At 69.7% G+C, this 22,243-nt stretch carries 23 protein-coding genes, 2 tRNA genes and 1 pseudogene; 15 read left to right on the top strand and 11 right to left on the bottom strand.

What is annotated here, in order from left to right:
* Positions 1–119: 119 nt before the first annotated feature.
* The 7 genes from IEY21_RS15325 to IEY21_RS15295 form a co-directional block, all read right to left on the bottom strand.
* The gene (locus tag IEY21_RS15325; protein ID WP_229753155.1) at positions 120–614 is read right to left on the bottom strand and encodes a CarD family transcriptional regulator; all 495 of its coding nucleotides are present in this window, start codon (positions 612–614) and stop codon (positions 120–122) included.
* 239 nt (positions 615–853) lie between these two features.
* Positions 854–1,570, bottom strand: a complete 717-nt coding sequence (locus tag IEY21_RS15320) for an ABC transporter permease (RefSeq protein WP_188905223.1) — start codon at positions 1,568–1,570, stop codon at positions 854–856.
* A 47-nt stretch (positions 1,571–1,617) separates the two neighbouring features.
* Positions 1,618–2,574: an ABC transporter ATP-binding protein gene (locus IEY21_RS15315; RefSeq protein ID WP_188905218.1), complete on the bottom strand. Its 957-nt coding sequence runs from the start codon at positions 2,572–2,574 to the stop codon at positions 1,618–1,620.
* Between the two features lies 1 nt (position 2,575).
* Positions 2,576–3,793 (bottom strand): ABC transporter permease, encoded by a 1,218-nt coding sequence (locus tag IEY21_RS15310; RefSeq protein ID WP_308424847.1) that lies wholly within the window; start codon positions 3,791–3,793, stop codon positions 2,576–2,578.
* A gap of 46 nt (positions 3,794–3,839) precedes the next feature.
* Positions 3,840–4,757, bottom strand: coding sequence for a glycine betaine ABC transporter substrate-binding protein (locus IEY21_RS15305; protein WP_188905217.1), 918 nt, complete (start codon positions 4,755–4,757; stop codon positions 3,840–3,842).
* Positions 4,758–4,938: 181 nt separating this feature from the next.
* The gene (locus tag IEY21_RS15300) at positions 4,939–5,274 is read right to left on the bottom strand and encodes an HU family DNA-binding protein (RefSeq protein ID WP_188905216.1); all 336 of its coding nucleotides are present in this window, start codon (positions 5,272–5,274) and stop codon (positions 4,939–4,941) included.
* A 125-nt stretch (positions 5,275–5,399) separates the two neighbouring features.
* Complete coding sequence (locus IEY21_RS15295; RefSeq protein WP_188905215.1) at positions 5,400–6,170, bottom strand: HesA/MoeB/ThiF family protein; 771 nt, start codon at positions 6,168–6,170, stop codon at positions 5,400–5,402.
* A gap of 102 nt (positions 6,171–6,272) precedes the next feature.
* Between IEY21_RS15295 and IEY21_RS15290 the strand changes: the two genes are divergently transcribed.
* On the top strand, positions 6,273–6,854 hold the full coding sequence (locus IEY21_RS15290; protein ID WP_188905214.1) for a glycerol-3-phosphate acyltransferase: 582 nt from the start codon (positions 6,273–6,275) through the stop codon (positions 6,852–6,854).
* Positions 6,851–8,959, top strand: coding sequence for a hypothetical protein (locus IEY21_RS15285; RefSeq protein ID WP_308424846.1), 2,109 nt, complete (start codon positions 6,851–6,853; stop codon positions 8,957–8,959). Before IEY21_RS15290 ends, IEY21_RS15285 begins: the two co-directional genes overlap by 4 nt.
* Positions 8,960–8,967: 8 nt before the next feature.
* Here IEY21_RS15285 and IEY21_RS15280 read toward each other — a convergent pair whose 3' ends face one another.
* Positions 8,968–10,191 (bottom strand): cytochrome P450, encoded by a 1,224-nt coding sequence (locus IEY21_RS15280; RefSeq protein ID WP_188905213.1) that lies wholly within the window; start codon positions 10,189–10,191, stop codon positions 8,968–8,970.
* 61 nt (positions 10,192–10,252) lie between these two features.
* Between IEY21_RS15280 and IEY21_RS15275 the strand changes: the two are divergent.
* The 10 genes and pseudogenes from IEY21_RS15275 to IEY21_RS15230 all read left to right on the top strand — a co-directional run.
* Positions 10,253–10,843 (top strand): annotated as a pseudogene (locus tag IEY21_RS15275) (UbiX family flavin prenyltransferase); the annotation flags it as partial.
* Positions 10,840–11,571, top strand: a complete 732-nt coding sequence (ispD, locus tag IEY21_RS15270; RefSeq protein ID WP_188905211.1) for a 2-C-methyl-D-erythritol 4-phosphate cytidylyltransferase — start codon at positions 10,840–10,842, stop codon at positions 11,569–11,571. The pseudogene IEY21_RS15275 and the gene ispD, both read left to right, overlap by 4 nt.
* Positions 11,561–12,439, top strand: coding sequence for a 4-(cytidine 5'-diphospho)-2-C-methyl-D-erythritol kinase (locus tag IEY21_RS15265; RefSeq protein WP_229753154.1), 879 nt, complete (start codon positions 11,561–11,563; stop codon positions 12,437–12,439). Before ispD ends, IEY21_RS15265 begins: the two co-directional genes overlap by 11 nt.
* A 200-nt stretch (positions 12,440–12,639) precedes the next feature.
* Positions 12,640–13,050 carry a hypothetical protein gene (locus IEY21_RS15260; RefSeq protein WP_188905209.1) on the top strand — a complete coding sequence of 137 codons (411 nt, stop codon included), beginning with the start codon at positions 12,640–12,642 and terminating at the stop codon, positions 13,048–13,050.
* A gap of 98 nt (positions 13,051–13,148) precedes the next feature.
* Positions 13,149–15,542 (top strand): penicillin acylase family protein, encoded by a 2,394-nt coding sequence (locus IEY21_RS15255; protein WP_188905208.1) that lies wholly within the window; start codon positions 13,149–13,151, stop codon positions 15,540–15,542.
* 66 nt (positions 15,543–15,608) lie between these two features.
* Positions 15,609–16,208, top strand: a complete 600-nt coding sequence (locus IEY21_RS15250) for a single-stranded DNA-binding protein (protein ID WP_188905207.1) — start codon at positions 15,609–15,611, stop codon at positions 16,206–16,208.
* Positions 16,209–16,289: 81 nt separating this feature from the next.
* Entirely contained in the window at positions 16,290–17,063 is a 774-nt protein-coding gene (locus tag IEY21_RS15245) for a metallophosphoesterase (RefSeq protein WP_188905206.1), read from the top strand.
* A gap of 118 nt (positions 17,064–17,181) precedes the next feature.
* Positions 17,182–17,257, top strand: a tRNA-Asp gene (locus IEY21_RS15240).
* A 23-nt stretch (positions 17,258–17,280) separates the two neighbouring features.
* Positions 17,281–17,356, top strand: a tRNA-Phe gene (locus IEY21_RS15235).
* A 284-nt stretch (positions 17,357–17,640) separates the two neighbouring features.
* Positions 17,641–17,850: a hypothetical protein gene (locus IEY21_RS15230; protein WP_188905205.1), complete on the top strand. Its 210-nt coding sequence runs from the start codon at positions 17,641–17,643 to the stop codon at positions 17,848–17,850.
* 25 nt (positions 17,851–17,875) lie between these two features.
* Here the strand turns inward: IEY21_RS15230 and thrB are convergent, their stop codons facing one another.
* Positions 17,876–18,787 carry a homoserine kinase gene (gene thrB, locus IEY21_RS15225; RefSeq protein ID WP_188905204.1) on the bottom strand — a complete coding sequence of 304 codons (912 nt, stop codon included), beginning with the start codon at positions 18,785–18,787 and terminating at the stop codon, positions 17,876–17,878.
* Positions 18,788–18,851: 64 nt separating this feature from the next.
* On the bottom strand, positions 18,852–19,892 hold the full coding sequence (gene thrC, locus IEY21_RS15220; protein ID WP_188905203.1) for a threonine synthase: 1,041 nt from the start codon (positions 19,890–19,892) through the stop codon (positions 18,852–18,854).
* Positions 19,893–20,235: 343 nt separating this feature from the next.
* Between thrC and IEY21_RS15215 the strand changes: the two genes are divergently transcribed.
* Both IEY21_RS15215 and rpmB read left to right on the top strand, forming a co-directional pair.
* Positions 20,236–20,505 (top strand): GlsB/YeaQ/YmgE family stress response membrane protein, encoded by a 270-nt coding sequence (locus tag IEY21_RS15215; RefSeq protein WP_188905202.1) that lies wholly within the window; start codon positions 20,236–20,238, stop codon positions 20,503–20,505.
* 189 nt (positions 20,506–20,694) lie between these two features.
* Positions 20,695–20,910, top strand: a complete 216-nt coding sequence (gene rpmB, locus IEY21_RS15210; RefSeq protein ID WP_188905201.1) for a 50S ribosomal protein L28 — start codon at positions 20,695–20,697, stop codon at positions 20,908–20,910.
* Positions 20,911–21,018: 108 nt separating this feature from the next.
* Here the strand turns inward: rpmB and lspA are convergent, their stop codons facing one another.
* Positions 21,019–21,579, bottom strand: coding sequence for a signal peptidase II (gene lspA / locus IEY21_RS15205; RefSeq protein WP_373290528.1), 561 nt, complete (start codon positions 21,577–21,579; stop codon positions 21,019–21,021).
* Positions 21,580–21,663: 84 nt separating this feature from the next.
* On the opposite strand from lspA, the gene IEY21_RS15200 reads away from it, so the two are divergent.
* A complete protein-coding gene (locus tag IEY21_RS15200) occupies positions 21,664–22,131 on the top strand; it encodes an S-ribosylhomocysteine lyase (protein ID WP_188905200.1) in 468 nt (155 codons plus the stop codon).
* Positions 22,132–22,243: the final 112 nt, after the last annotated feature.

Here is a 22,243-nt window from a genome sequence, read left to right as displayed (position 1 = left end):
CACCTCCCTCACCGGAGTTCTGTTATGTCTGTTCAGCACCCCCCACCTCTATGGTGGGGGGTGCTTCTTGCTGTCTGGAAGTTCTGTTCTGGGCTGCTTGCTGCCCGCCTGAGCGGGAATCAGCTCTGAGGCGCCTCGTGCCAGACCCGGTCCAGCAACTGCTGAACATGCTGCGCATTCTGGTCCTCCAGACCGCTGACCTCCTGCTCCAGCAGCTTGATGGCCCGCCTCAGCGCCTGGCGGTCAAGATCGGGCAGGCCACGCTCGATGTTCCAGCGGCGCAGCTCGCAGGTCAGGACGGCGAGTTCAAAGGGATTGCCTCCCGCGATGATCTCGGCGACCAGCCGTTGCCGGGCGGCCCACTGGCGCGGCAGGTCCAGCGTGCTGGTCTGCAGCTGGGCCAGCAGTTCGGGCAATTCCTGCTCGGTGAGGGCTGCCCGCATGCCCGCGCCCTCCGGAGCCGCTACGGGTACATACGCGCGGCTGGCTGTATGGGAGAAACACAGCTCGTAATAGGTGTGGTTCTGCCCGTCCAGCGGACGCTCGCAGGTGCCACTCACCACGCCAAGACCGTAGGGGGGCAAAACCACCCGCTCGCCGATTTCAAAAGCCATGTGCTTCAAGGAGCCTCCTTTCATCGGGTGCCCTGTTCCCTCGTGGCGACTGCGCCGCAGGCCGCGCGGGGGAGGGGTCTCCCTGAACAAACCGGCCCGGCACAACAGACCGGGCCAGCTGGTTCAGGATTGTCCAGGGGTGACCCGTAGAGCCAGACGCGATCCAGGGGTCCCACATGCCCACCAGAATACGCCGGCACAGTGAGAAATACACCTCTCGTTACAGTTGCGGCTTCCCGTCAGGTGTCCTGCAGCGCCCGTCCGGGGGTCAGCAGGCCCAGCAGGGCGTCCAGACTCAGGGCCAGCAGGGCGGCCAGCACAGCGCCGACCAGCACGAGGGCCGTGTTCTGCTGCGACAGGCCGTTGATGATTGGTCCGCCCAGGCCGCCCGCCCCCAGCGCCGCGCCGACCGTGGCCGTGCCGACGTTGTAGACCGTGGTGGTGCGCACGCCGGCCAGAATGACCGGCAGGGCCAGCGGCAGCTCGACCCGCCGCAGCCGCTGCCACGCCGTCATGCCCATGCCGCGGGCAGCGTCCAGCGCGCCGGGATCAACGGCCTGCAGGCCCGCCACCGCATTGCTGACCACCGGCACCAGGCCGTACGCGATCAGGCCCAGCAGCGTGGGCTTCCAGCCAAAGCCCAGCACCGGCACCGCCAGCGCGAGAATGGCGAAGGTGGGCACCGTCTGCCCCAGCCCGACCAGGGTTTCGGCGAGTTGCCGCAGGGCCTCGCGGCGAGGACGGGTCACGGCCACCGCGATGGGCAGCCCGATCAGCACGACCACCACGGTCGACAGCAACACCAGTCCCAGGTGGGTCAGCGTCAGCCGCCACAGGGGCGGATCGAAGCTGGCCGGCACCTCTCCCAGCTGCAGGGAGTTGATCAGCGGAGCGAGGGCACCGGGCACCAGCCCAAGCAGCAGCAACGCGGGCCACAGCAGCGCGGTCCACCCCATGCGCCGGGCCGGGCGGACCACGGGCGCGGCGCGGACATTGACGCGGATCACCCGCCCACCCCGCGGGAGGATGGGGCGACCTCATCCCCGCGCAGGGCGGCCCAGGTCACGGTGCCCACCGTCACCCCATCACGCACGACGTTCAGGGCGTCGCTGCCCTCGCGCAACATGACGCTCAGGGCGCTGCGGGCGTTCAGTGCCGCCTCGATGGTCGGCAGCCCGGCCTGTCCGCTGCCCGGCGTCAGGAACTCGGTCACGTTGCGTCCAGCGAGTTGCCGCAGGGTGGCGTCCTCGCCCAGGAACTGCCGCACGAACCCGCTGGCCGGGCGGTGGATCAGGTCGTCGGGGGTGCCGAACTGCTCGAGCTGTCCCGCCCGCATCAGCGCCACCCGGTCGCCCAGACGCAGCGCCTCGTCAATGTCGTGGGTCACCATGATGACGGTCTTGCGCAGGCGGCGCTGGATGTCCCGGAACGCTTCTTGCAGGGTGTCGCGTGCCAGCGGGTCAAGTGCGCCGAAGGGCTCGTCCATCAGCAGCACCGGAGGATCGGCGGCCAGGGCGCGGGCCACCCCCACCCGCTGCGCCTGTCCGCCCGACAGCTCGCTGGGTTTCTTGCCCCGGAACACCGCCGGGTCCAGACCGGTCAGCTCCAGCAGCTCATCGACCCGGCGGCGCGTCTGCGCCCGGTCCCGGCCCAGCAGGTCGGGCACGGTGGCGACGTTCTGCGCCACGCTGAGGTGCGGAAACAGACCGATCTGTTGAATCACGTAGCCGATGCCGCGCCGCAGCGCCTCGGGACGCAGGTCGCGCGTGTCCTGGCCGTTGAGCAGCACCCGCCCCCCCGAAGGCTCGATCAGGCGGTTGATCATCCGCAGGGTGGTGGTCTTGCCGCAGCCGGAGGGGCCGAGCAGGGCCGTCAGTTCGCCGTCGGGAAAGCTCAGGTTCAGGTCGCGCACGGCGTGGGTCTCGCCGTAGCGTTTTTCCAGCTGCTGCAGTTCGATCATGTCACGCCCTCCCCAGGCGGCGGCCCAGCAGCCGTTCCAGGCCGCGCAGCGCGGCGTCCAGCCCGATGGCCAGCAGTGCGGCGGGCACCGCGCCCAGCAGGATCAGGTCGGCGGCGGCACTTTGCAGGCCCTTGAAGATATAGGTGCCCAGCCCCCCCGCGCCGATCAGGGCGGCCACGGCGGCCACACCCACGAGCAGCACGGCCGCCTGCCGGATGCCGGTGAGCCACACCGGCAGCGCCAGCGGCAGCTGGACCCGCCAGAAGCGCTGCGCGCGGGTCATGCCCATGCCGCGGGCCGCGTCCACCGCGCCGGGCGGCACGCCGGTCAGGGCGACCACCCCGTTGCGCACCACCGGCAGCAGCGCGTACAGCGTCATGGCCGTCAGCGCCGGGGCCACCCCGATGCCGCTGATGCCCAGCTCGCGCAGGCGCGGAAAGGCGGTGGCCAGCGCCGAGAGTGGGGCGATCAGCAGGCCCAGCAGGGCGAGGCTGGGCACCGTCTGTACGGCGTTGGCCAGACCCAGCACCGCCCCTGCCACCCGCTCGCGCCCCGACGCCCAGATTGCCAGCGGGACGCCGATCACGACGGCCAGGCCCAGCGCGCTGCCCACCAGCCGCAGGTGCTGCGCCAGCTCCTGAACCCAGCGCGGTCCCTCGTTGCGGCCCTCGATCAGCACCGACCACGAGGACAGCTGCCCGGTCAGGAACAGCGCTGCAATGGCAGGCAGCCACAGCCACGCCAGCCACCGCGCCGCCCCACCCGAGCGCTGACCGGCCAGCCCTGCCCCGTAGGTGGCCGTGCCCGCCCCCAGCAAGAACAGCCAGAACCCACTGGCCGCGCTGGCCCGCGCAATAGAGGTCTGCGCATCCAGTGCGCCCGCGGTCTGGGTGCCCAGCAGCCAGAAGGCTGCCACCAGGGCCGCTCCGGCGGGCAGCCACACCGCCGCGCGTCGCCAGCGGGCAATCAGCGCCGGCAACAGGGCCAGCGCCACCACCAGCACGATCAGGGAAACCGGCAGCCGCAGATAGTCGCCGGGGGCCAGTCGGTTGGGCCGCAGCAGCACCCACGGCAGCGCGGCGGCCGCCAGCATGGGCACGGCGGCCAGCCACAGGACCGCCTGGGTGTCGGAGCGGGCAGCTTCGTGGCCGGGCGGCGGGGACGGAAGCGGGGCGGCAGTCTCCGTGACTGCCGCCCCCTTCCGGTTAGGCTGGACCATGGTTACTGTTTGTTCCACACGGGGAAAAGGCCCAACCTGACCGGCGTCACTTGATCAGCCCCTTGCCCTTGAGGTACTCCTGCGCCACGTCGCGGGCAGTGCGGCCTTCCAGCGCTACTTTGGCGTTCAGGCCCTGCAGGGTCGACTGCGAGAGGGTGGCGAAGGTCTTGTTCAGCAGTGCCTCGATCTGCGGGTTGGCCTTGAGGGTCGCCGTGCGGATGATCGCGGCCGGCTGGTATACCGCCTGCGCGCCCTTGGGGTCTTTCAGGGCGACCATCTTCAGTGCCGAGAGGGTGCCGTCGGTGCCGTAGGCCATCGCTGCGTTCACGCCGTTGGTGCCGTTGGCGGCGGCCTGCTGGGTCTGGGGCGGGGTCGCGCCCGCGAGCACCAGTTTCTGATCGGCGCTCAGCTTGAAGCCGTAGGTTGCCTCGAAAGCGGGCATGGTATCGGGACGGTTAAAGAATTCGGGGCTGCCGGCCATCTTGAACTTGCCGCCGGCATTGAGGTACTTGGCCAGATCGGCCACACTGCTCAGCTTCGCGCTGCTCGCGAGCTTCTCGGGCACGGCGATGACCCAGGTGTTGTTGACGCTGGCGGGCTTGAGCCACGTGATGCCGTTCTTGCTGTCCAGCTGGCGAGCCAAGCCGTAGATGGTGCCGGGATTGCCCGCCTGCTTGGACGTGATCTTGGCGGCGGGAAACAGGTACACCGCGTTGCCGGTGTACTCGGGGTACACGTCGATTTCACCGGCCAGAATGGCCTTGCGGTTCACTCCGGTATCGCCCAGGTTGGTCTTGTCGGTGACGTCCAAGCCGGCATTCTTCAGCGTCAGCACGATCATCTGTCCCAGAATCTGGGCCTCGGGGTCAAGTTTGCTGCCCACCACGATGGGCTTGGCCGCAGCCACGCTGCCCAGCACACTGCCTGCCAGCACGGCCAGCATCAATCCTGTCGATTTTCTCATCCGACCAAGGTACCCACCCCCCGCCGGGGGACCGGTAGGGGAGGTCACAAAGGAAGCCAGCGGGCCGCCATGATGAAGATCACTTAAAAGTTGGGGCGGCCACGATAAGGAGGAGGAGGGGCGCAACTGCGGGGCTGGCCCGGGTTCGCCCCTCACGTGGGCCGCAGCCCGGCACGGCCGCCTAGAGCTGTTGCTTGAGGGTGCTGGCGACCTTGAAGGCCACCTTCTTGCCGGCAGGAATCTGGATGCGCTGGCTGGTGCCGGGGCGCACTCCGGTGCGCGCGGCAGTCTGGGTTACGCTCAGGGTGCCCAGGCCGGGCAGGCCCACCCGCCGGCCCTCCCGCAGCGCCGAGATCATGCAGTCGAGCATGGCGCTGACCGCCTCGCCGGCCTGTTTGCGGTTCAGGCTCGTCTGCTCTGCCACGTGGTCCACGATCTGGGTCTTGGCAATCTTGTTGCCCGTGCCGGACGATGTTCTGGAAGCCGCTTCGCTTTCGGGTCTGTTCATTCTGGTCATGCCTGAACCTCCCTGCAGGAATTGAGCCGAAGTTCGTCGCTCAAATGCAGCTTAGCACACTTTGCAGGTTCAATAAGTGTCATTGAAAGATTCTGGCCCCTGTGCAGCACGAGAATTTGTGATTTTCAGAGACCGGTGGCCGCTGCCAGAGACAGGATGCGGCTGCGTCCCGACAGGGCGTCCAGGGTCCACAGGCGCCCGCGCAGCGGCTCCCCCACGCCGCCCAGCACCTTGAGGGCTTCCAGGGCCATCATGCTGCCCACCAGGTTGGGCACCGGACCCAACACCCCAGCCTCGTCGCACGACGGTGCGCCGCTGGGATCGGGAAAGACGTCGCGCAGTCCCAGTCCGGGGCCAAACACACTGACCATGCCGCTGACCCCACTTGCCGCGCCCCACACCCACTCGCGCCCCAGCCGCACGCAGGCGTCGGCCACAGCGTAGCGGGTCTCGAAGTTGTCGGTGGCGTCGACGGCGAGGGTGACCCGCTCCAGCAGGCCGTCCAGATTGGCGGCGTTCACGGCGGGCGCCGTCTGCACCCGGACGTGCGGATTGATGGCCTGAGCGCGGGCGGCCGCGACCTCGGCCTTGGAGCGGCCCACATCCTCGGCTGAAAAAAGCACCTGCCGGTGCAGGTTGCTGAGGCCCACGGTGTCTCCGTCGGCAATCAGCAGGGATCCCACGCCCGCTCCCGCGAGCTGCGCGATCACCGGCCCCCCCAGCCCGCCGGCCCCCACCACCAGCACCGAGGCCCGCCCCAGCCGTTCCTGGGCATTCGCCGCGTGCCACTCGGGCACGAGCAGCTGGCGCGAGTAGCGGCGCAGTTCCTCGCGCGACAGGGCGGCGCGGTCCGGCGCCGTGGGCCGGTCCGGCACTGCGGGATCGTGCGTGCTCATCTGCCGGAGTCTAGAGCAGCGGAACCACTGGCCCGCCTGCACGGATGCCCACGCCTGGGGAGCGCCGCTTTTGCGGGCGGGCTGCCCTACAATGCGGCGCGTATGCTGTCCGCGCTGGTCGCCCTCCTGTCCTACCTGCTCGGATCCCTGGTGATGGGCGTGCTGTACTCGCGGCGGCGCGGCGCGGACATCCGCGCACATGACCTGCCCGGCGGCAGCGGCACCTACCGGCAGTATGGGCGCCGCGCGGCCATCCTGGTGGGCGCCGGAGACATCCTCAAGGGTGTGCTTGCCGTGCTGCTGGCCCGCTGGCTGGTGCCGGAGATGACGTGGCTCGCAACGCTGTTCGTGGTGCTGGGGCACTGCTACCCGCTGTATTTCCGGTTCCGGGGCGGTGCCGGCATCGCTCCGCTTCTGGGGGCGCTGCTGGCGGCGGCGCCAGTGACCCTGCTGGGCACGCTGGCGCTGGCCCTGGCCCTGATTCCGCTGTACCGGGCCACGTTGCAACCAGCGCTGCAGCTCAATGCCGTGCCGTTTGCCACGGCGGTGGCCGTGCCGCTGGGGCTGCTGCTGGCCCTGCGCTGCGGTGGGGTGGCCGATCTGCTCGCGGGCGGAGCCGTGATGGCGGTGCGGGCCGCCCACCTGCTCGCCTTTCCGGTCGTTGCCAGGCGAGGCGGAGCGTGAGGCACGCTGGCGGGCGGTGGAGCGGACTGCTGACCCTGCTGGCCCTGTGGAACTGGGGACACGCCGCCCCGGTGCTGGAGGGCCGTACCCTGCGCTACGAGGACGGCGCGCGGCTGGTGTGGGAGCGCCGCTTTCCCCCGGCACTGGGTGAGCTGAGCGGCCCGCTGGAGGTGGGCGGCCTGACCTTCGTGGGGATCGGGCCGGTGGTGTACACCTTCAGCGGTTCGGGCCGGGTGCTGGGCCGCGCCGATCTGCCGGGGCCCGTGACCTCGCTGGACGCCTCGGGGGGGGTGGTCCGGGTGACCACCCAGGGGGACGGCTACACCGAGAACTTCACGCTGAGCAGCATGCCTGGAGGACTGGAGGTGCAGGAGCGGGTGGTGTTTCCGCCGGACCCGGCCGTCACCGGCTGGCTGCGCCGCGCGGCCGACGCGGTGGCGCCGGGCGACCTGAGGCAGGCGGCGGCGGCGGACCCCGGCAACCCCTTCGTGCTGCTGCGGCTGGCCCAGCGGCTGGAAAAGGGGGGAGACCAGTACGCGGCGCTGAGCACGGTCAGGCGGGCGCTGGGCACCCCGCTGCCGTTTTTCGCGTGGGTGCAGCTCGCGGCGCGGCTGGACGCCGCCGGATTTCCCGCCGCCGCCGACCTCGCGCTGGACCGGGCCCGCCGGGACGCCGCCGCGCGGGGTCTGGATCCCGATGTGCCGGTCAGCCGCGAGGCGCTGTTCGCGTACGGCAACCCCAGCGGCTACCTGGGTACCCTGCTCGACCAGAACCGGCTGGCCCGCGCCGAGGCGTGGATGGCCTACCTGCGCGACCTGCACCCACGCTTTGAGGGCGGTCCGGCGCTGTACGCCCGCTACGCCCGCATTCTGGACACCCAGGGACGCGCCGGAGAGGCCGAGGAGTGGCGGCAGTTTGCGCGCAGCTTGCGGGCAGGCACGCTGTACAACCTCGGTGAGGATGGACTGACCCGTGTGCGCGGCGCCGCCCGGCTGGCAACGCTGGCCCTGGTCCTGACCCTGGCGGCCGCGCTGCTGACCTTGGGTGCGCGTGCGTGGCGGATTCAGGGCGAGACAACCCGTCCGCTGGGGGGCCGCTGGCGGTCGTGGCTGCACCGTCCTCTGGCCCGCGCGCGCCACGTGACCGTCGCCTACGCCTCTTTCAGTGAACGGCTGCTGCTGCTGCTGCTGGTCGCTGGACTGCTCACCGCGGTCGGCGGCTGGCAGTGGGCCAATCTGGCGGGGGCGGCGTTGCGTGCCCCGGCCCTGAACTCCGGCACCTACGGTGGCGGCTGGGGCAACGCAGGCCTGGGAGACCTGGACCTGCGTCCTGGCCCCGACAGTGCCCTGCTCAGCGGTCTGGCCGCGCAACTCGACGGCGAGGACGCGCTGGCCCGGCAGCTGTACACCGGCGCGCTGCCCGACGCCTGCGCCCTGAACAACCTGGGCGTGATCGCGCAGGCCCGTGGAGACGACGCCCAGGCCCGCGAGCAGGAACGCGCCGCCCTCTCGACCCGCCCGGACCTCAGCGCCGCGGCCTACAACCTGGGGCTGAACCCTGGCACCCCCGGCACCATCTTCCAGCGCAATTACCGGTCCGGACAGCCCCGGCTGTGCTACCCCGACCAGCGCAGCCTGACCCGCGCCGTGACCGGCGACCTGAGCGACACGCTGGCCGAGGCGCTGCGCAGTCCGGCGCGGCTGCTGACTCCCGCGCCGGGCCGCAGCGTGCGCCTGGGGATTCTGTTGCTGGGCACGGCGCTGCTCGGGCTGGGCCTCGCCCTGTCGCTGCTGCTGCCGCGTCCGGCCGCCCGGCCTGCGCGCCCGCCGCTGTACCGCGTGCTTACCGTACTGCTGCCGGGCACGGGCCTGATGCACAGCCCGTGGGGCGGCATGTTGCTGCTCGTCTGGGCGGCGGCCGTGGCGGCCCTGGCTCCCATAGGGGGCGGCGGCTTCACGGCCCTGCCGTCCCTGGCGGGGGTGACGGTCCGGACGGTCCTCGCGGCCCTGCTGGCCTTCACCTACCTGATCGGCGCGCTGGCCTTTCTCACCGCCGAAGTGCGCGGCGCCCGCCTGCGGCGGCATGAGGTCCGTCCGGGCAGGTAACCGGAGCGCTACAGCCGCACGCTCAGGCGCTCCAGGCCGCGCAGGGCAAAGTTGGGGCGGTCGCTGACCGGCTGCTCGGGCACCTGAAAACCGGGAAAGCGGGTCATCAGGGTGGTCAGGAAGGTGGCGCTTTCCAGGCGGGCCAGCGTGGCACCCAGGCAGTAATGGGGCCCGCCGGCAAAGGCCAGGTGGGTGCGGGCATTTGTGCGCGCCAGCTGCAGGGCGTCGGGCTTAGGGTAGACGCGTGGATCGCGGTTGGCCGCCGCGTAGCTCAGGCTCAGGGGGGTGCCGGCCGGCAGGTCCACCCCCCCCAGCGTGAGCGGCTGGGTCGTGAAGCGCCCGCTGCCGCGCACCGGCGACAGCACGCGCAGCAGTTCCTCGGTGGCCGCCGCCGCCCGACCAGCGGGGTCCTGGGCCAGCCACGCCCGCTGGTCCGGGTGGCGGGCCAGGGCGAGCACGCTGCCCGAGAGCAGATTGCTGGTCGTCTCGTGCCCGGCGGCGAGCAGCAACACGGCGTTGGCGAGCAGTTCCTCGCTGCTCAGGCGGCCGCCCTCGCCCTCGGCCGCCGCCAACGCCGAGAGCAGGCCCGGCTGCGGCGAGGCGCGCAGGTCATCGGCCAGCGTGCGGAAGTAGGCACGCATGTCGCGGGCATCGGCCTCGATTTGCCCCCAGCGCTCGGGCATCACGTTCACGCCGCCCAGCAGATCGGCCACGCTCTCGGTCCAGGTCCGGAAGCGCTCGGCGTCCGTGCCGGTCAGGCCCAGCATGCGCACGATCACCGTGACCGGCAGCGGGTAGGCCACCGCCTGCACGAAATCCACCTCGCCTGCCTCCCGCGCCCCGCGCAGCAGGTCGTCGGTCAGCGCCCCGATAAACTCGCGGCTCTCCTCCAGCACGCTCGGCGTGAAGGCCCGCTGGGTCAGCGACCGCAGCCGCGTGTGGCTGGTCCCGTCGTGAAACAGCATCATCGGACTCATCACGGCGAAGCTCGCGCTCTGGGCAAGGGTGCCGCCCCCGTACTTGCCGGTGCGGGTACCGGGGTGGCGCAGCGCGGCCGTGACCTCGGCGTGTCCGGTCAGCACCGCGACCCCGTGCGCGGCGGAATACAGCACCGGTCCCGCTTCCCACATACGGCGCAGCAGGTCGGGATCGGTCAGGTGCGCGCCCTGCCAGTACTCGCCGATCAGCTGGTCGGCCAGGGCAGGGCCGGAAGCCGGAGACAGGGAAGTCATGCCTCCATGGTACGGCGGAGGCGGCGGCCTGTCCCTAGCCGGGGCGCAGCGTGCCTGCTAGCCTGCGGCCCATGAGGCAGATGCCGTGAGGCTGGTGGTGGGCGTGTCGGGGGGCAGTGGGATTCCCTACGCACACGGGGTGCTGCGTGCCCTGCAGGCGGCGGGCGTGGAAACGCACCTGATCGTCAGCAGCGGCGCCAAGCGGGTCATGAGCGCCGAGGGCGGAGGCCTGAGCCCCGCCGACCTGACCCGGTACGCCGCGCAGGTTCACGAGGACCGCGATCTGGCGGCGAGCGTCGCCAGCGGGTCGTACCGCACCGACGGCATGCTGATCATTCCGTGCAGCGCGGGCACCCTGGCGAAGGTGGCGCACGGCTTTGCCGACACCCTGCTGCCGCGCGCGGCGCACGTCACCCTCAAGGAGCGCCGCCCGCTGGTGGTGGTGGTGCGTGAAGACCCCCTGCCCCGGCCCACCCTGCAGAACCTGCTTGCCGTGCACGACGCCGGCGCCACCGTCATGACCGCCAGTCCCGGCTTCTACCACGCGCCGCAGAGCGTGGAGGAACTGCTGCACTTCGTGACCGCCCGGGTCCTCGATCAGTTTGGCCTGGATGTTCCCGGCTTTCAGCGCTGGGGCGAGGACGGCGCGTGAGCGGCCCCTGCCTGCTCGCGGGCACCACCGCCGCCCTGATTCCCGCCGCCGGGGACGGCACCCGGCTGGGCCTGGGCCCCAAGGCGATGGTGACGGTGGGCGGCCTGAGTCTGCTTGCCCGCAGCGTCGCCGCCCTAGCCCCTTACGTGGACGAGGTTCTGGTGGCCCTGCCCGAAGGGCTGACCCCGCCTCCCGGCCTCGCGGCGCGGGCCATCGTGGGCGGCGCCACCCGCCAGGACAGCGTGCTGCGCCTGCTGCGCGCGACGGCGGCAGACACCGTGCTGATTCACGACGCGGCCCGGCCCTTTGTGCCCCCGCAGGTGGTGGGAGCGCTGCTGGAGGCGGTCCCGGAAACCGGCGCGGCCAGCGTGGCGCTGCCGGTGGCCGACACGCTGGTGCGCGCGGGGCCGGGGGAGACGTGGGGCGAGGGGGTGCCCCGCGCGGGCCTGTGGGCCGTGCAGACGCCCCAGGGGTTTCGCCGCGCGCTGCTGCTGCGGGCCCATGAAGCTGCCGTGGCCGACGGATACGCCGCCACCGACGACGCGGGTCTGATCGCCCGGCAGGGGGGACGGGTGCGGCTGGTGCGCGGGGACGCCCGGCTGTTCAAGGTCACCACCCCCGGCGATCTGGCCCTGGCGCGCGCCCTGGCCCCGGTGTGGGACGCCGGGGAGGAAGAGGACCGTCCGCCGCAGGGGCCGGTGTGGAATGCTGGGGGGCGTGAGCGCTAGCCTCCGCCCCGATTCCGTTACCCGCCCCGGCCCCGTGACCTACCTCGCCCCGGCCAAGATCAACCTGGGCCTGAGCGTGCGGGGCCTGCGGCAGGACGGTTACCACGAACTGCACTCGCTGATGGTGCCGCTGGCTGTGGGCGACGATCTGGAGATCATGGCGGCGGATACGCTGAGCCTGAGCGTGCGGGGCGAGTGGGGCGCCGGGCTGCCGACGGATGAGGGCAATCTGGTTTACCGGGCTGCCCGCGCCTATCTGGACGCGGCCGGGGTGGCGGGCGGCGCGGCCATCACGCTGCATAAACACCTTCCGCTGGCCTCTGGTCTTGGCGGCGGCAGCAGCGACGCAGCCACCACGCTGATGGCCCTGGCGCGGCTTTATCCGGCGCGGGTGGACCTGCCGGCCCTGGCGCTGCGGCTGGGTGCAGATGTGCCCTTCTTCCTGCTCGGTCAGCCTGCCGTCGCCGAGGGAGTCGGCGAGCTTCTGACACCGCTGCCGCTGCCGCGCCTTGCGCTGGTGCTCGTCAATCCGGGGGTGGAGGTCAGCGCCCGTGACGCCTACGCCTGGCTGGACGACGAGGAGGCCTTCACGCCCGCGCTGGACACCGGAGCGATCCTGGCCGCCGTGAGCGCGGGCCGCCCGCTGCCGTACCACAATGCCCTGCAGGGCGGGGTCGCCGCCCGGCACGCCCCCATCCGCGCGGCGCTGGCCGCCCTGGACGCGGCAGGCCTGCACTCTCCCCTGATGAGCGGTTCGGGCAGCACCTGCTTTGCCCTGGCCACAGACGGCGCCGCCGCCCACACCGCCGCCGCCGCCCTGGCCGCGCGGCATCCGGACTGGTGGGTGCAGGCCACTTCCACCCTGTAACGCGCCGCCGGGATGCGTAGACGTCCCGCCCCACCGGGCAGCAGCCGGGAGCGGTCTCCATGAAGCCTGAGCCTGCAGTCAGCACCCGGTAAGACGGCCGCCTCTACAGTGCGGGGAAGCGCTGGATGACCCGCCATGATGCGTGGCTCCGCCGCTCTGCCGCGTCTTCACCACGTCAGACCCCCAGGAGGGTGCTGTTCATGACCGTGTACCATCCCGCCGGTTCCAGTTCCGCCGCACTTGCGGCCCATCCCTGCTTTCCCCAGGTGTTGTGTCTGCCCGAACAGCACACGCTGCCCGGTGGAGAACTTCTGCTGTTCCGCTTCGGCAACGGCTACGGCGCGGCGGTGACGCGGGTAGACGGCCGGGCAGACCGTTCCGAAGGCGCGTGCCCGGCCGACGCCGGGGCTGAACACTGGACCTTCGAGTTCTGCGTGCTGGACTGCACCCTGACGCCTCCCCAGCCCACCGTGGCCACCCCGGTCGCGCCGCAGCCGCTGGGCGAGCAGACGCACGCACAGGTGGCGGAGCTGCTCGCCCAGATCGGGCGCCTGCCGGCCCATCCCACGCTGGAACGCGCGAACACGGCCCTGCAGAACCTGGAGTTCTGAGCCCCCGGGCCCTGTCCGTTTCCTGAGCTGCCCGCCGACTGTGCGTCCTGCGCGCGCGCCCTGGCCCGCTATGCTGCGGCCACTTTACAGGAGGCAGGATGGTGCGTCGGGGAACAGGTCGGGGGTCAGCGTGGAGCAAATGGGGCAGGGGCGTATTGTGGCTGGTGCTGCTTGTGCTGCTCGCGGCGCTGAGCGTGGTGTGGTGGGTCCGGGTGACCTCGCTGCCGCAGGAAACGGGCACGCTGGAGCTGCTGGGCGTGCGCGGCGAGGTAACGGTCACGCGCGATCAGTGGGGGGTGCCGCACATCCGCGCACCGTCCGATGAGGACGCGGTGTTTGCGCTGGGCTTCGTGCACTGGCAGGACCGGGCGTGGCAGATGGACTTTCAGCGCCGGGTGGTGCAGGGGCGTCTTTCGGAGGTACTGGGCGAGGCCGCGCTGGGTCAGGACCGCTTTTTGCGGACCTGGGGCTTTCAGCGGGCCGCCGGGTCGGTGCTACCGGAGCTCTCGGCACAGTCGCGCGCCCTGGTACGGGCCTACACGGCGGGCGTGAACGCGGCCATGCGGCGCGGCAAGGTCGCGCCCGAGTTCCGCATCCTGGGCTACACGCCGGAGGCCTGGACCGAGGTGGACAGCGTGTCGTGGAGCAAGCTGATGGCCTATGACCTGGGCGGCAACATGGATGACGAGGTTCTGAACACCCGCGTCGTGGCCCGTCTGGGCCAGCCGGGTCTGAACGAGGTCACGGCCCCCTATCCGGCCGGCGCTCCCACCATCCTCAGTGCCGACGAGCTGCCCGCGACGGGCGCGGTGCCCGCCCCCCTGCCCGACACCGCCGCCCTGCCCGCCGCCACCGTGCAGGCGCTGCAGGCCCACCTGCAGGCCGCGCGGGAGCTGAGGCTGCACCGCGTTCCCGGCAAGGGCAGCAACGACTGGGTGATCGGTGGCAGCCGCACCGCGAGCGGCAAGCCGATTCTGGCCGACGATCCGCACCTTGCCCTGACCAGCCCGATGCTGTGGTACCTCGCCGACCTGCAGGGCCCGACCCTGAAGGCCATCGGGGCCAGCATTCCGGGCCTGCCCGCCATCGTGATCGGGCGCAACGAGCGCGTGGCCTGGGGCGTGACCAACGTGAACCCCGATGTGCAGGACCTGTACATCGAGCCGGCGACGGCCACACTCACCGAGCGCACGGAGACCATCCGGGTCAAGGGCGGGGCCGACCTGCAGCTCACCGTGCGGGAAAGCCGGCACGGCCCCATCGTCAGTGACGCCGGCGCGGCGGCGGTCGGGCCGCGCGTGGCCCTGCAGTGGACGGCGCTGCAACCGGGAGACACCACCATGGACGCCTTTCTGGGCCTGAACTATGCCCAGAACTGGACCGACTTCACCCGCGCGCTGCAAAGGTACGTGGCTCCCAGCCAGAACTTCGTGTACGCCGATGTGGACGGCAACACCGGCTACTACGCGCCGGGCCGGGTGCCGGTCCGCGAGGGCTGGGACGGCAGCCTGCCGGTCAGCGGGGACGGCAGCCGCGAGTGGCAGGGATACATTCCCTTCGGCGCGCTGCCCCATACGTACAATCCGGCCGACGGACTGGTGGTGACCGCCAACAACCGGGTCGTGCCCGACGGCTACCCCTATGCCCTGAGCAACCCGCGCAACTGGGCCGAGCCGTACCGAGCCGAGCGCATCACCCAGCTGCTGGAGGCCCGGCCCACGGGGGTCACGGTCGAGGACGTGAAGGCGGTGCAGCTCGACACCGTCAGCCTGGTCTGGAGAGACATGAAAGAGGCGCTGCTCGCGGCCCGGCCGGAGGATGACCTCAGCCGCCGGGCGCTGGAGGTGCTGCGTGGCTGGGACGGCGACGAGCGGGCGGGGGCAGTGGCCCCCACCATCTTCGAGGCGTGGCTGATGGCGCTGCAGGGCATGGCCCGTGACGAGCTGGGCGACGACACGACCCTGAACAGCCTGAGCGCCTTGCGGCAGCTGCAGACCAACGGCGAGCTGTGCCGCGACGAGGCCCGCAAGCTCCAGAACTGCGCCGCCTTTCTGAGCGCCTCGCTGAAAACAGCGGTGGACGACCTCAGCGCCCGCCTGGGCAGTGATCCGCAGCGCTGGACCTACGGCCGGCTGCATCAGGTGGCGAGCAACCACCGCGCCTTCGGAAACGTGGAAGCGCTCGCGTGGCTGTTCAACCACCGCGCGCCCACCCACGGCGGCACCAACACCGTCAACGTGGCCCGTCCCGAGGCCGGCACCTTCCGCCAGACCCACGGGCCCAGCTACCGCCAGATCGTGGATCTGGGGAACCTCAACCGCAGCATCTTCATCGGCAGCCTGGGGCAGGACGGCAATCCGCTGGGCGCACACGTCAGTGACCAGCAGAAGAAGTGGGTTGCGGGCGAGTACCTGCCCATGAGCACCGATCCGGCCGACTGGGGCCAGACCCGCCGCCTGACCCTGACGCCGGGCCTGCAGCCTGGTCAGTAAGCGGGCCCCGCAAGGGCGAGAAGCAACACAGACCCGGCGCGGCCCGGTCCCGCTACACTGGCGGGCATGGCTGATCCTGACCGCGTGCGCGAGGCCCTGCGCGCCTGCATGACCGCCTGGGCGACCCTGGAAGTCCGGGGCGACCAGGCGCGCGTCGTTCCCGTTCCCGATCCCGACCAGATGGCCGCCCACCTGGAGCGCCTGGACCCCCAGTGGGAGCTGGGCTGGGTCTGTGAGAGCGTGCAGCCGCCGGTGGTGCGCGCCCGAGTGGTGCTGCTCGGCGTGGGCCGCGAGGGGCTGGCGGGTGCCCACACCCTGGAAGACGCCAAGCGCGCCGCCCTGGCCGACATGGCCCGCACCTACGGTCTGACCTCGGCCGGCGACGGTCACTGGGTGGCCTACGATCCGGAAGACGGCGCCAACACCGCCGACCTCGAGGCCGACGCGCCGCTGCCCGACCTGCCCACGGGGACCGCACTTCCGCCCGAGCCGCCGCGCGATCCACAGATGGACAAGGCCCGCAGCCACATCAATGACCTGCTCGACCAGCTGCGCGTCGCGGGCAAGGGAGTGGAGGCCACGCGCATCCTGATGAGCGGGTACGGCGAGACGGTGGAGGAGAGCCGCGCCATCTACAAGGAGCTGCAGACCATCCTGAAGGGCTGAGGAGCGCATCTGAGGGGCCCGGGGGTACGGCGGCCTCATGCCCCGCCTGTCCGGGACCGCGAGCGGCTAGACTGACCGGGCATGAGAAAGTTCATGGCCTTTGGCGACGTTCACGCCGACTTCGACACGCTGTGGTCGGCTCTGCGCGCGGCGAGCTGTGCCGACGCCCAGTGTCTGCCGACGGCTCCGGTCCTCGCGGGGCTGTTTCAGGTTGTGCTGATTGGTGATCTGGTGCATCCCAAGAGCGAGCGCGACTATGCCCGCCTCACCGGCCTGCCCCGTTTCCATTCCGCCGACCCCGACCACCTGTTTCTGGCGGCGCGCGCCCAGGTGATCCAGCTGGAGCGGCTGCGGACCTACCAGCAGGCGGCCCCCCACGCGGTCCACATCATTCTGGGCAACCACGACGACGCGGTTCTGAGCGGCGGATACGTGCTGGGCACAGGCGGCGGCCTGAGTCACCTGGAGTTCGATCCGCAACACGGCGGCGTGCTGTTGCCCGCCCACCTCCGGGCCTGGATGGAAGGCTTTCCCCGCGAGGTGCGGGTGGGCGCGGTCCAGTTTGCCCACGTCTCCCCGCTGCCCGCCCACGCCCACTACGATGACCTGTTCTACGGCGATCCCAGCACCAAACGCTGGTTTCGTGAGACCCCGCAGTACGTGGAGATGGCGGGCCTGCACTTCGGGGTCTACGGGCATACCCAGGTGGAGGGGGGGATCCTGCTGGACGCCGACCACCGCTTCGCCATGATCGACGCCCTGCATGACCGCGAGTACCTGGAGCTGATGCTTGCGGACGACGCGGCGCCCACCTCCGACGCCGCCCTGCAGGGGGTGCGGGCCGTGCCGTTCTAGAAGCGGATGGTCGGCCGAATTGTCTGCTGGTTGACAAGCTGTGAGAGCGCGGCTATCCTTAACCCCGCTGCTTTTTAAAGGCAGCGACAACCACAAGAAACACCAGTCATCTCCACTTGGTCCGGTAGTGTAGCGGTTAGCATATCTGCCTGTCACGCAGAAGGTCGCGGGTTCAAATCCCGTCCGGACCGCCAAGGTTTCCCCGTGTGGGAAACGCGGCTAGATAGCTCAGCTGGTAGAGCAAACGATTGAAAATCGTTGGGTCGCCGGTTCAAGTCCGGCTCTGGCCACCACAAGCGAAAGACTCCGTCCTGTGCGGAGTCTTTCGCTTTTTCATTGGCTTTGCAGGCCCGCTGCGGCAGGCGGGAGCAGCCGCGTCCGCCTGCCGCAGCGCTGAGCCGAACCGGGGCGCGGCACCCTAAAGAAGCTGCCGCCTGCGCCTCACCTCTCCCCAGTCCGTGGGCCGCTACCGTGAGGCCATGACGACAGTGGCCTTGTGGCAGGTGACGCGGCAGCAGACACCCGAGTTCTCCGTGAACGTGGGGGCCCGGCCCGGTCCGGCGTCGGAGCGTGCGGCATGAAGGTCGGCCGCGGCATGGAGCTTGATCCCATTCTGGACCGCATGGGCCGCGAGGGCGCCAGCCTGCGTGAGGCCGAGGCCATGCGCGAGGTGCTGGTCGAGCGCCACGACGGCCGTGAGCTGGCATCAATCTCCGAGCACGAGTGGCTTGAGGCCCTGGGCCGCATGGAGCAGATCAAGCAGACGGGCAACGAGGGCATGAAATAGCGGTCCCCATCCCTTGCCCGAGGACTTAATCGGCCGGGGTGACCAGGGTGCCCTGGGTATCGATGGGCAGGTCCAGCACACGCCCGGTCAACCCATTTTTTTTCATGACTCCCAGCAGATAGGCGTGCAGGGAAGCGGTTGTTCCGCGCTGGTCATGGAAGCACAGTACCGTGGGTCCCGCGCCGGACAGGGCCGCGCCCAGCGCGCCGTGTTTGTGCGCGTCGTCGAGAATGTCGCTGAGGCCAGGGACCAGCGGCGCACGCCAGACCTGATGAATGTAGTCCTGCATGGCGTGCTGCAGCAGGTCCAGACGGCCCTGGGCCAGGGCGGCGGCGAGCAGCGCCGCGTGCGACAGGGCGTGGATGGTGTCGGCGCGGCTGTACTCGCGGGGCAGGACGGCGCGGGCCTTGCTGGTGCTCAGCTCGAAATCGGGCACGAGCACCGTGACACCCAGGTGTTCGGGCGGGTCAAGGCGCACATAATGGGTGCCCAGCTTGTCCAGCGTGGCCACAACGATGCCCCCGAACAGCGCCGGGGCCACGTTGTCGGGGTGGCCCTCCTCGCGGGCGGCCACGTCCAGCACGGCGTGGTCGTCCAGCGGGCTGCCGAGTAGACGGTTGGCAGCCACAATGCCTGCCACCAGGGCGGCGGCGCTGCTGCCCAGGCCGCGGGCCAGCGGCACCTCGGTGTGGATCTCCACGCGGGCCGGGGGCAGCGGCTGTCCGGTGCGCTGGGCCACGAGCAGCATGGCCCGGTAGACATAGTTGTCCTCGTTGGCAGGCGTGCCTTCCAGCTCCGGGCCCAGGGGCACCACCTCGGTTCGCTCGCCCGGCGTCACCGTCAGGGTGGTGTACAGCGGCACGCTGAGGCCCAGGCTGTCAAACCCGGGGCCCAGGTTGGCGCTGCTGGCAGGGGCCCGGACCACAAAAGCACTCACGGGGCCTCTCCCTGTGTCAGCTGCTGAATGCTGTGGCCGGCAAGGGCGTGCAGGCAGCCCACCTTCAAAGAATGCCCTCCATCACGCGCTCCAGCCGGGCCTCCACCGCCACCGGGGGAACGACGTTGCGCATGGCGCTGCTGGGGTCTTTCAGGCCGTTGCCCGTCAGGACGGCCACCACCCGTTGTCCGGCCCGGAGTTTTCCAGCCGCGTGCAGCTTGAGCAGACCGGCCACCGGCGCCGCGCTGGCCGGCTCGCAGAACACGCCTTCCCCGGCGATCAGGGCGTAGGCCTCCATGATCTCGTCGTCGGTGACCAGATCAAACAGCCCACCCGACTGGCTGACCGCCGCCCGCGCGAGGTGGGCGCTGGCTGGCGCGCCGATGCGAATGGCGGTTGCAATGGTCTCGGGGTTGTCCACCCGGTCCAGGCCACGGGCCAGCGGCGCGGCCCCGGCGGCCTGAAAGCCCCACATGCGCGGCAGGTTGTCCATCTTGCCGTGGGTGTGGTACTCGCGAAAACCCATCCAGTATGCGCTGATGTTGCCGGCGTTGCCCACCGGAATCGCGAGGAGGTCGGGGGCGGCTCCCAGTTCGTCCACAACCTCGAAGGCGGCGGTCTTCTGCCCCTCCAGGCGGTAGGGGTTCACGCTGTTGACCAGCGCGATGGGATGCTTCTCGCTGATCTCGCGGACCAGGTTCAGGGCCACGTCGAAGTTGCCCTGAATGGCCACGATTCTGGCTCCATACGCCATGGCCTGGGCCAGTTTGCCCAGCGCGATGTTGCCGTCGGGAATCAGCACGATGCATTTCAGGCCCGAGCGTGCGGCGTAGGCGGCGGCGGCGGCGCTGGTGTTGCCGGTGCTCGCGCAGATCACGGTGTCCGCTCCATCCTCGACCGCCTTGGCAACCGCCATGACCATGCCCCGGTCCTTGAAGCTTCCGGTGGGATTCAGCCCCTCGTACTTCAGGAACAGCTCTACTGCCAGGTGGCGGCTCAGGACGGGCGCGTGGATCAGCGGCGTGCTGCCCTCATGCAGCGACAGATTGGGGGTGTTGGCTGTGATGGGCAGGTAGGGGCGGTAGCGTTCCAGTAGTCCGGGCATAGGGAGAAGCCTCCAGGCTGCAGGCCCCCTGCGGGACCGTGCGGTGAATGCGGCCATGCTAGCGGTCCCCACACGCGGGGTTGGACCGGGAGTAAGACAAATATCCAGGCGGCAGGGCTTTTGCCGGTCCGGGTCAACCCTGAATCTGGAATCAGAAATGAGACCAAAAAGGCCCGTTTTGGAGCAAAACCTTAACCGAAGTTTGTAGGATATCCACCCAATCTTTTGCGCGTTCTTAGAAAGTGCCGCCATCTACATTTGCCCTCAGGGCCGGGTTTCATGCTGCCAACACAACGGGTACTTCGCGTTGAAACTCAACGGGACGAAACAGGAGGGCAACATCATGGGTTGGATCATTACTATTCTGGTTGGTGCGCTGTGTGGTTGGCTGGCAAGCCTGATTATGAAGACGGACGCTCAGCAGGGCGCGATCGCCAACATCCTGATCGGGATTGTGGGGGCTTTGCTCGCGCAGTGGATCTTTGCCGGACTGCTGAACATCGGGGGCGCCAACGCCGCCGGCGACGGCTTCAGCTTCTGGAGCATCATCTGGGGCGTGATCGGCAGCGTTATCCTGATTGCCATTCTCAAGGCGCTGCGCGTTCTGCGCTGATCCTCTTCAAGCCTTCCGAATCCCGGATGCCCCCTGTGGGACATCCGGATTTTTATGCCTTTTCGGGGGCCAGAGTGGTGTGCTACAGTCGGAAGGCTTGTCGGATTCTGGCCGGCGTGGCGTCAGCCCCCAGGGGCGTGCGGCCCCCGGTCACAGCAGAAGAATCTGACTCAGGTAAGGAGAAACATCATGGCGAAAGTGTGCGAAGTATGCGGCAAGGGGCCGATTGTCGTGAACTCGGTGATCCGCCGGGGTAAGGCGCGGGCAGCGGGCGGCGTGGGCCGCAAAGTCACGGGCATCAGCAAGCGTGTTCAGAAGCCCAACCTGCAGCCCCTGCAGGTCACGCGCGGCGGAGTCAGCCTGCGCCTGCGCGTGTGCTCGAAGTGCCGCAAGAGCCTGGTCTGAACTGAGTTTCCGCTTCAGCGAAATGTCCCTTCCTGTTGGAGGGGACATTTTTTTGGTTTCTCTATTTGTTTCGTTGCCTGCCCGCCGCACAGGGCGCCTGTTTCCAGCTCAGTTCCTGGCTTTGCGGTCCGCGATGAAGCTGCCGATCAGCAGCAGCAGGGTACCCATGACCACGCAGCTGTCGGCAATGTTGAAGATGGGGAAGTCACCCTGGCCCAGCGCGCGTGTAATGGCGCTCAGGGGCGGAGCATGGATCATGTCGGTGACCTTGCCAAAGCGCAGTCCGTCTATGGCGTTGCCGATGGCTCCCGCCGAGATCATGCTCAGCACCACAGTCAGAAAGCGGTTCTGGGGACGCAGGAACAGGTAGACCAGCAGGCCCAGGCCGACAAGCAGGCGCCCCAGGGCCAGGGGCTGGGCGCTGCCGCTGAACATGCTCCACGCCGCTCCGGTATTGAAGGTCAGGACCCAGTCCAGCACGCCCGGAATAAAGGGCGTGGGGGGAGGGCACGGTGCCGCGGTGCAGGCGGTAAGGTTCGCCAGCGCCCACGCCTTGAGCAGCTGATCAGCCACGACCAGGGCAACGGTCAATGTCAGGGCGACCCAGAACGGCATGCGGCGAAGAGAATCGGTCGGCGTTAGCACGCCGCGCAGTATATGGATCGGCACTGCTGTGTGGTCGCGGCCCACGCCCCGCACATGACGGGAAAGGCTTCACCTTCTTCACGGCCCATGCCGCGCACAATGCCTGACATGGCAAATGTTGAATCGTTCGATCTGGACCACACCAAGGTCAAGGCTCCCTATATCCGGCTCGCCGGTGTCAAGACCACGCCGCGCGGCGACCACATCAGCAAGTACGATCTGCGGTTGCTGCAGCCCAATGCCGGGGCCATCGATCCAGCGGCCATTCACACGCTTGAACACCTGCTCGCCGGATACCTGCGCGATCACTTGAAGGATGTGGTGGACGTCTCCCCGATGGGATGCCGCACGGGCATGTATATGGCCGTGATTGGCGAACCCGATGAACAGGGGGTCCTGACGGCCTTTAAAGCTGCTTTGCAGGACACGGCGGCGCACGACCGGCCTATTCCCGGAGTCAGCGAGCTGGAGTGTGGCAATTACCGGAATCATGACCTGGAGGCTGCCCGTCAGCATGCCCGCGCCGCTCTGGAGCAGGGCCTGAAGGTGCAGGAAACGGTGCTTTTGCAGCGCTGAGGCGCACTTCCAAGATTTCGTGGAGATGGGGGGGTTGACAGTTTGGGAGTAGGCCTGTATCTTTTCTGAGCCTCAAGCGAGGCGCGATGCATGACAACCGAGCGTGAAACGA

This window comes from Deinococcus aerophilus (assembly GCF_014647075.1).
GTDB classification, from domain to species: domain Bacteria; phylum Deinococcota; class Deinococci; order Deinococcales; family Deinococcaceae; genus Deinococcus; species Deinococcus aerophilus.
The sequence above is the reverse complement of the archived record's forward strand: the minus strand, read 5'-3'. Positions and strand labels throughout refer to the sequence as shown.

What these genes read in the sequence shown, in the direction of transcription:
- IEY21_RS15325 (WP_229753155.1), bottom strand. Translation starts at nt 614, where the DNA reads ATGGCTTTTGAAATCGGCGAGCGGGTGGTTTTGCCCCCCTACGGTCTT.
- IEY21_RS15320 (WP_188905223.1), bottom strand. Translation starts at nt 1,570, where the DNA reads ATGGGGTGGACCGCGCTGCTGTGGCCCGCGTTGCTGCTGCTTGGGCTG.
- IEY21_RS15315 (WP_188905218.1), bottom strand. Translation starts at nt 2,574, where the DNA reads ATGATCGAACTGCAGCAGCTGGAAAAACGCTACGGCGAGACCCACGCC.
- IEY21_RS15310 (WP_308424847.1), bottom strand. Translation starts at nt 3,793, where the DNA reads ATGGTCCAGCCTAACCGGAAGGGGGCGGCAGTCACGGAGACTGCCGCC.
- IEY21_RS15305 (WP_188905217.1), bottom strand. Translation starts at nt 4,757, where the DNA reads ATGAGAAAATCGACAGGATTGATGCTGGCCGTGCTGGCAGGCAGTGTG.
- IEY21_RS15300 (WP_188905216.1), bottom strand. Translation starts at nt 5,274, where the DNA reads ATGACCAGAATGAACAGACCCGAAAGCGAAGCGGCTTCCAGAACATCG.
- IEY21_RS15295 (WP_188905215.1), bottom strand. Translation starts at nt 6,170, where the DNA reads ATGAGCACGCACGATCCCGCAGTGCCGGACCGGCCCACGGCGCCGGAC.
- IEY21_RS15290 (WP_188905214.1), top strand. Translation starts at nt 6,273, where the DNA reads ATGCTGTCCGCGCTGGTCGCCCTCCTGTCCTACCTGCTCGGATCCCTG.
- IEY21_RS15280 (WP_188905213.1), bottom strand. Translation starts at nt 10,191, where the DNA reads ATGACTTCCCTGTCTCCGGCTTCCGGCCCTGCCCTGGCCGACCAGCTG.
- IEY21_RS15260 (WP_188905209.1), top strand. Translation starts at nt 12,640, where the DNA reads ATGACCGTGTACCATCCCGCCGGTTCCAGTTCCGCCGCACTTGCGGCC.
- IEY21_RS15255 (WP_188905208.1), top strand. Translation starts at nt 13,149, where the DNA reads ATGGTGCGTCGGGGAACAGGTCGGGGGTCAGCGTGGAGCAAATGGGGC.
- IEY21_RS15250 (WP_188905207.1), top strand. Translation starts at nt 15,609, where the DNA reads ATGGCTGATCCTGACCGCGTGCGCGAGGCCCTGCGCGCCTGCATGACC.
- IEY21_RS15245 (WP_188905206.1), top strand. Translation starts at nt 16,290, where the DNA reads ATGAGAAAGTTCATGGCCTTTGGCGACGTTCACGCCGACTTCGACACG.
- IEY21_RS15230 (WP_188905205.1), top strand. Translation starts at nt 17,641, where the DNA reads ATGAAGGTCGGCCGCGGCATGGAGCTTGATCCCATTCTGGACCGCATG.
- thrC (WP_188905203.1), bottom strand. Translation starts at nt 19,892, where the DNA reads ATGCCCGGACTACTGGAACGCTACCGCCCCTACCTGCCCATCACAGCC.
- IEY21_RS15215 (WP_188905202.1), top strand. Translation starts at nt 20,236, where the DNA reads ATGGGTTGGATCATTACTATTCTGGTTGGTGCGCTGTGTGGTTGGCTG.
- rpmB (WP_188905201.1), top strand. Translation starts at nt 20,695, where the DNA reads ATGGCGAAAGTGTGCGAAGTATGCGGCAAGGGGCCGATTGTCGTGAAC.
- IEY21_RS15200 (WP_188905200.1), top strand. Translation starts at nt 21,664, where the DNA reads ATGGCAAATGTTGAATCGTTCGATCTGGACCACACCAAGGTCAAGGCT.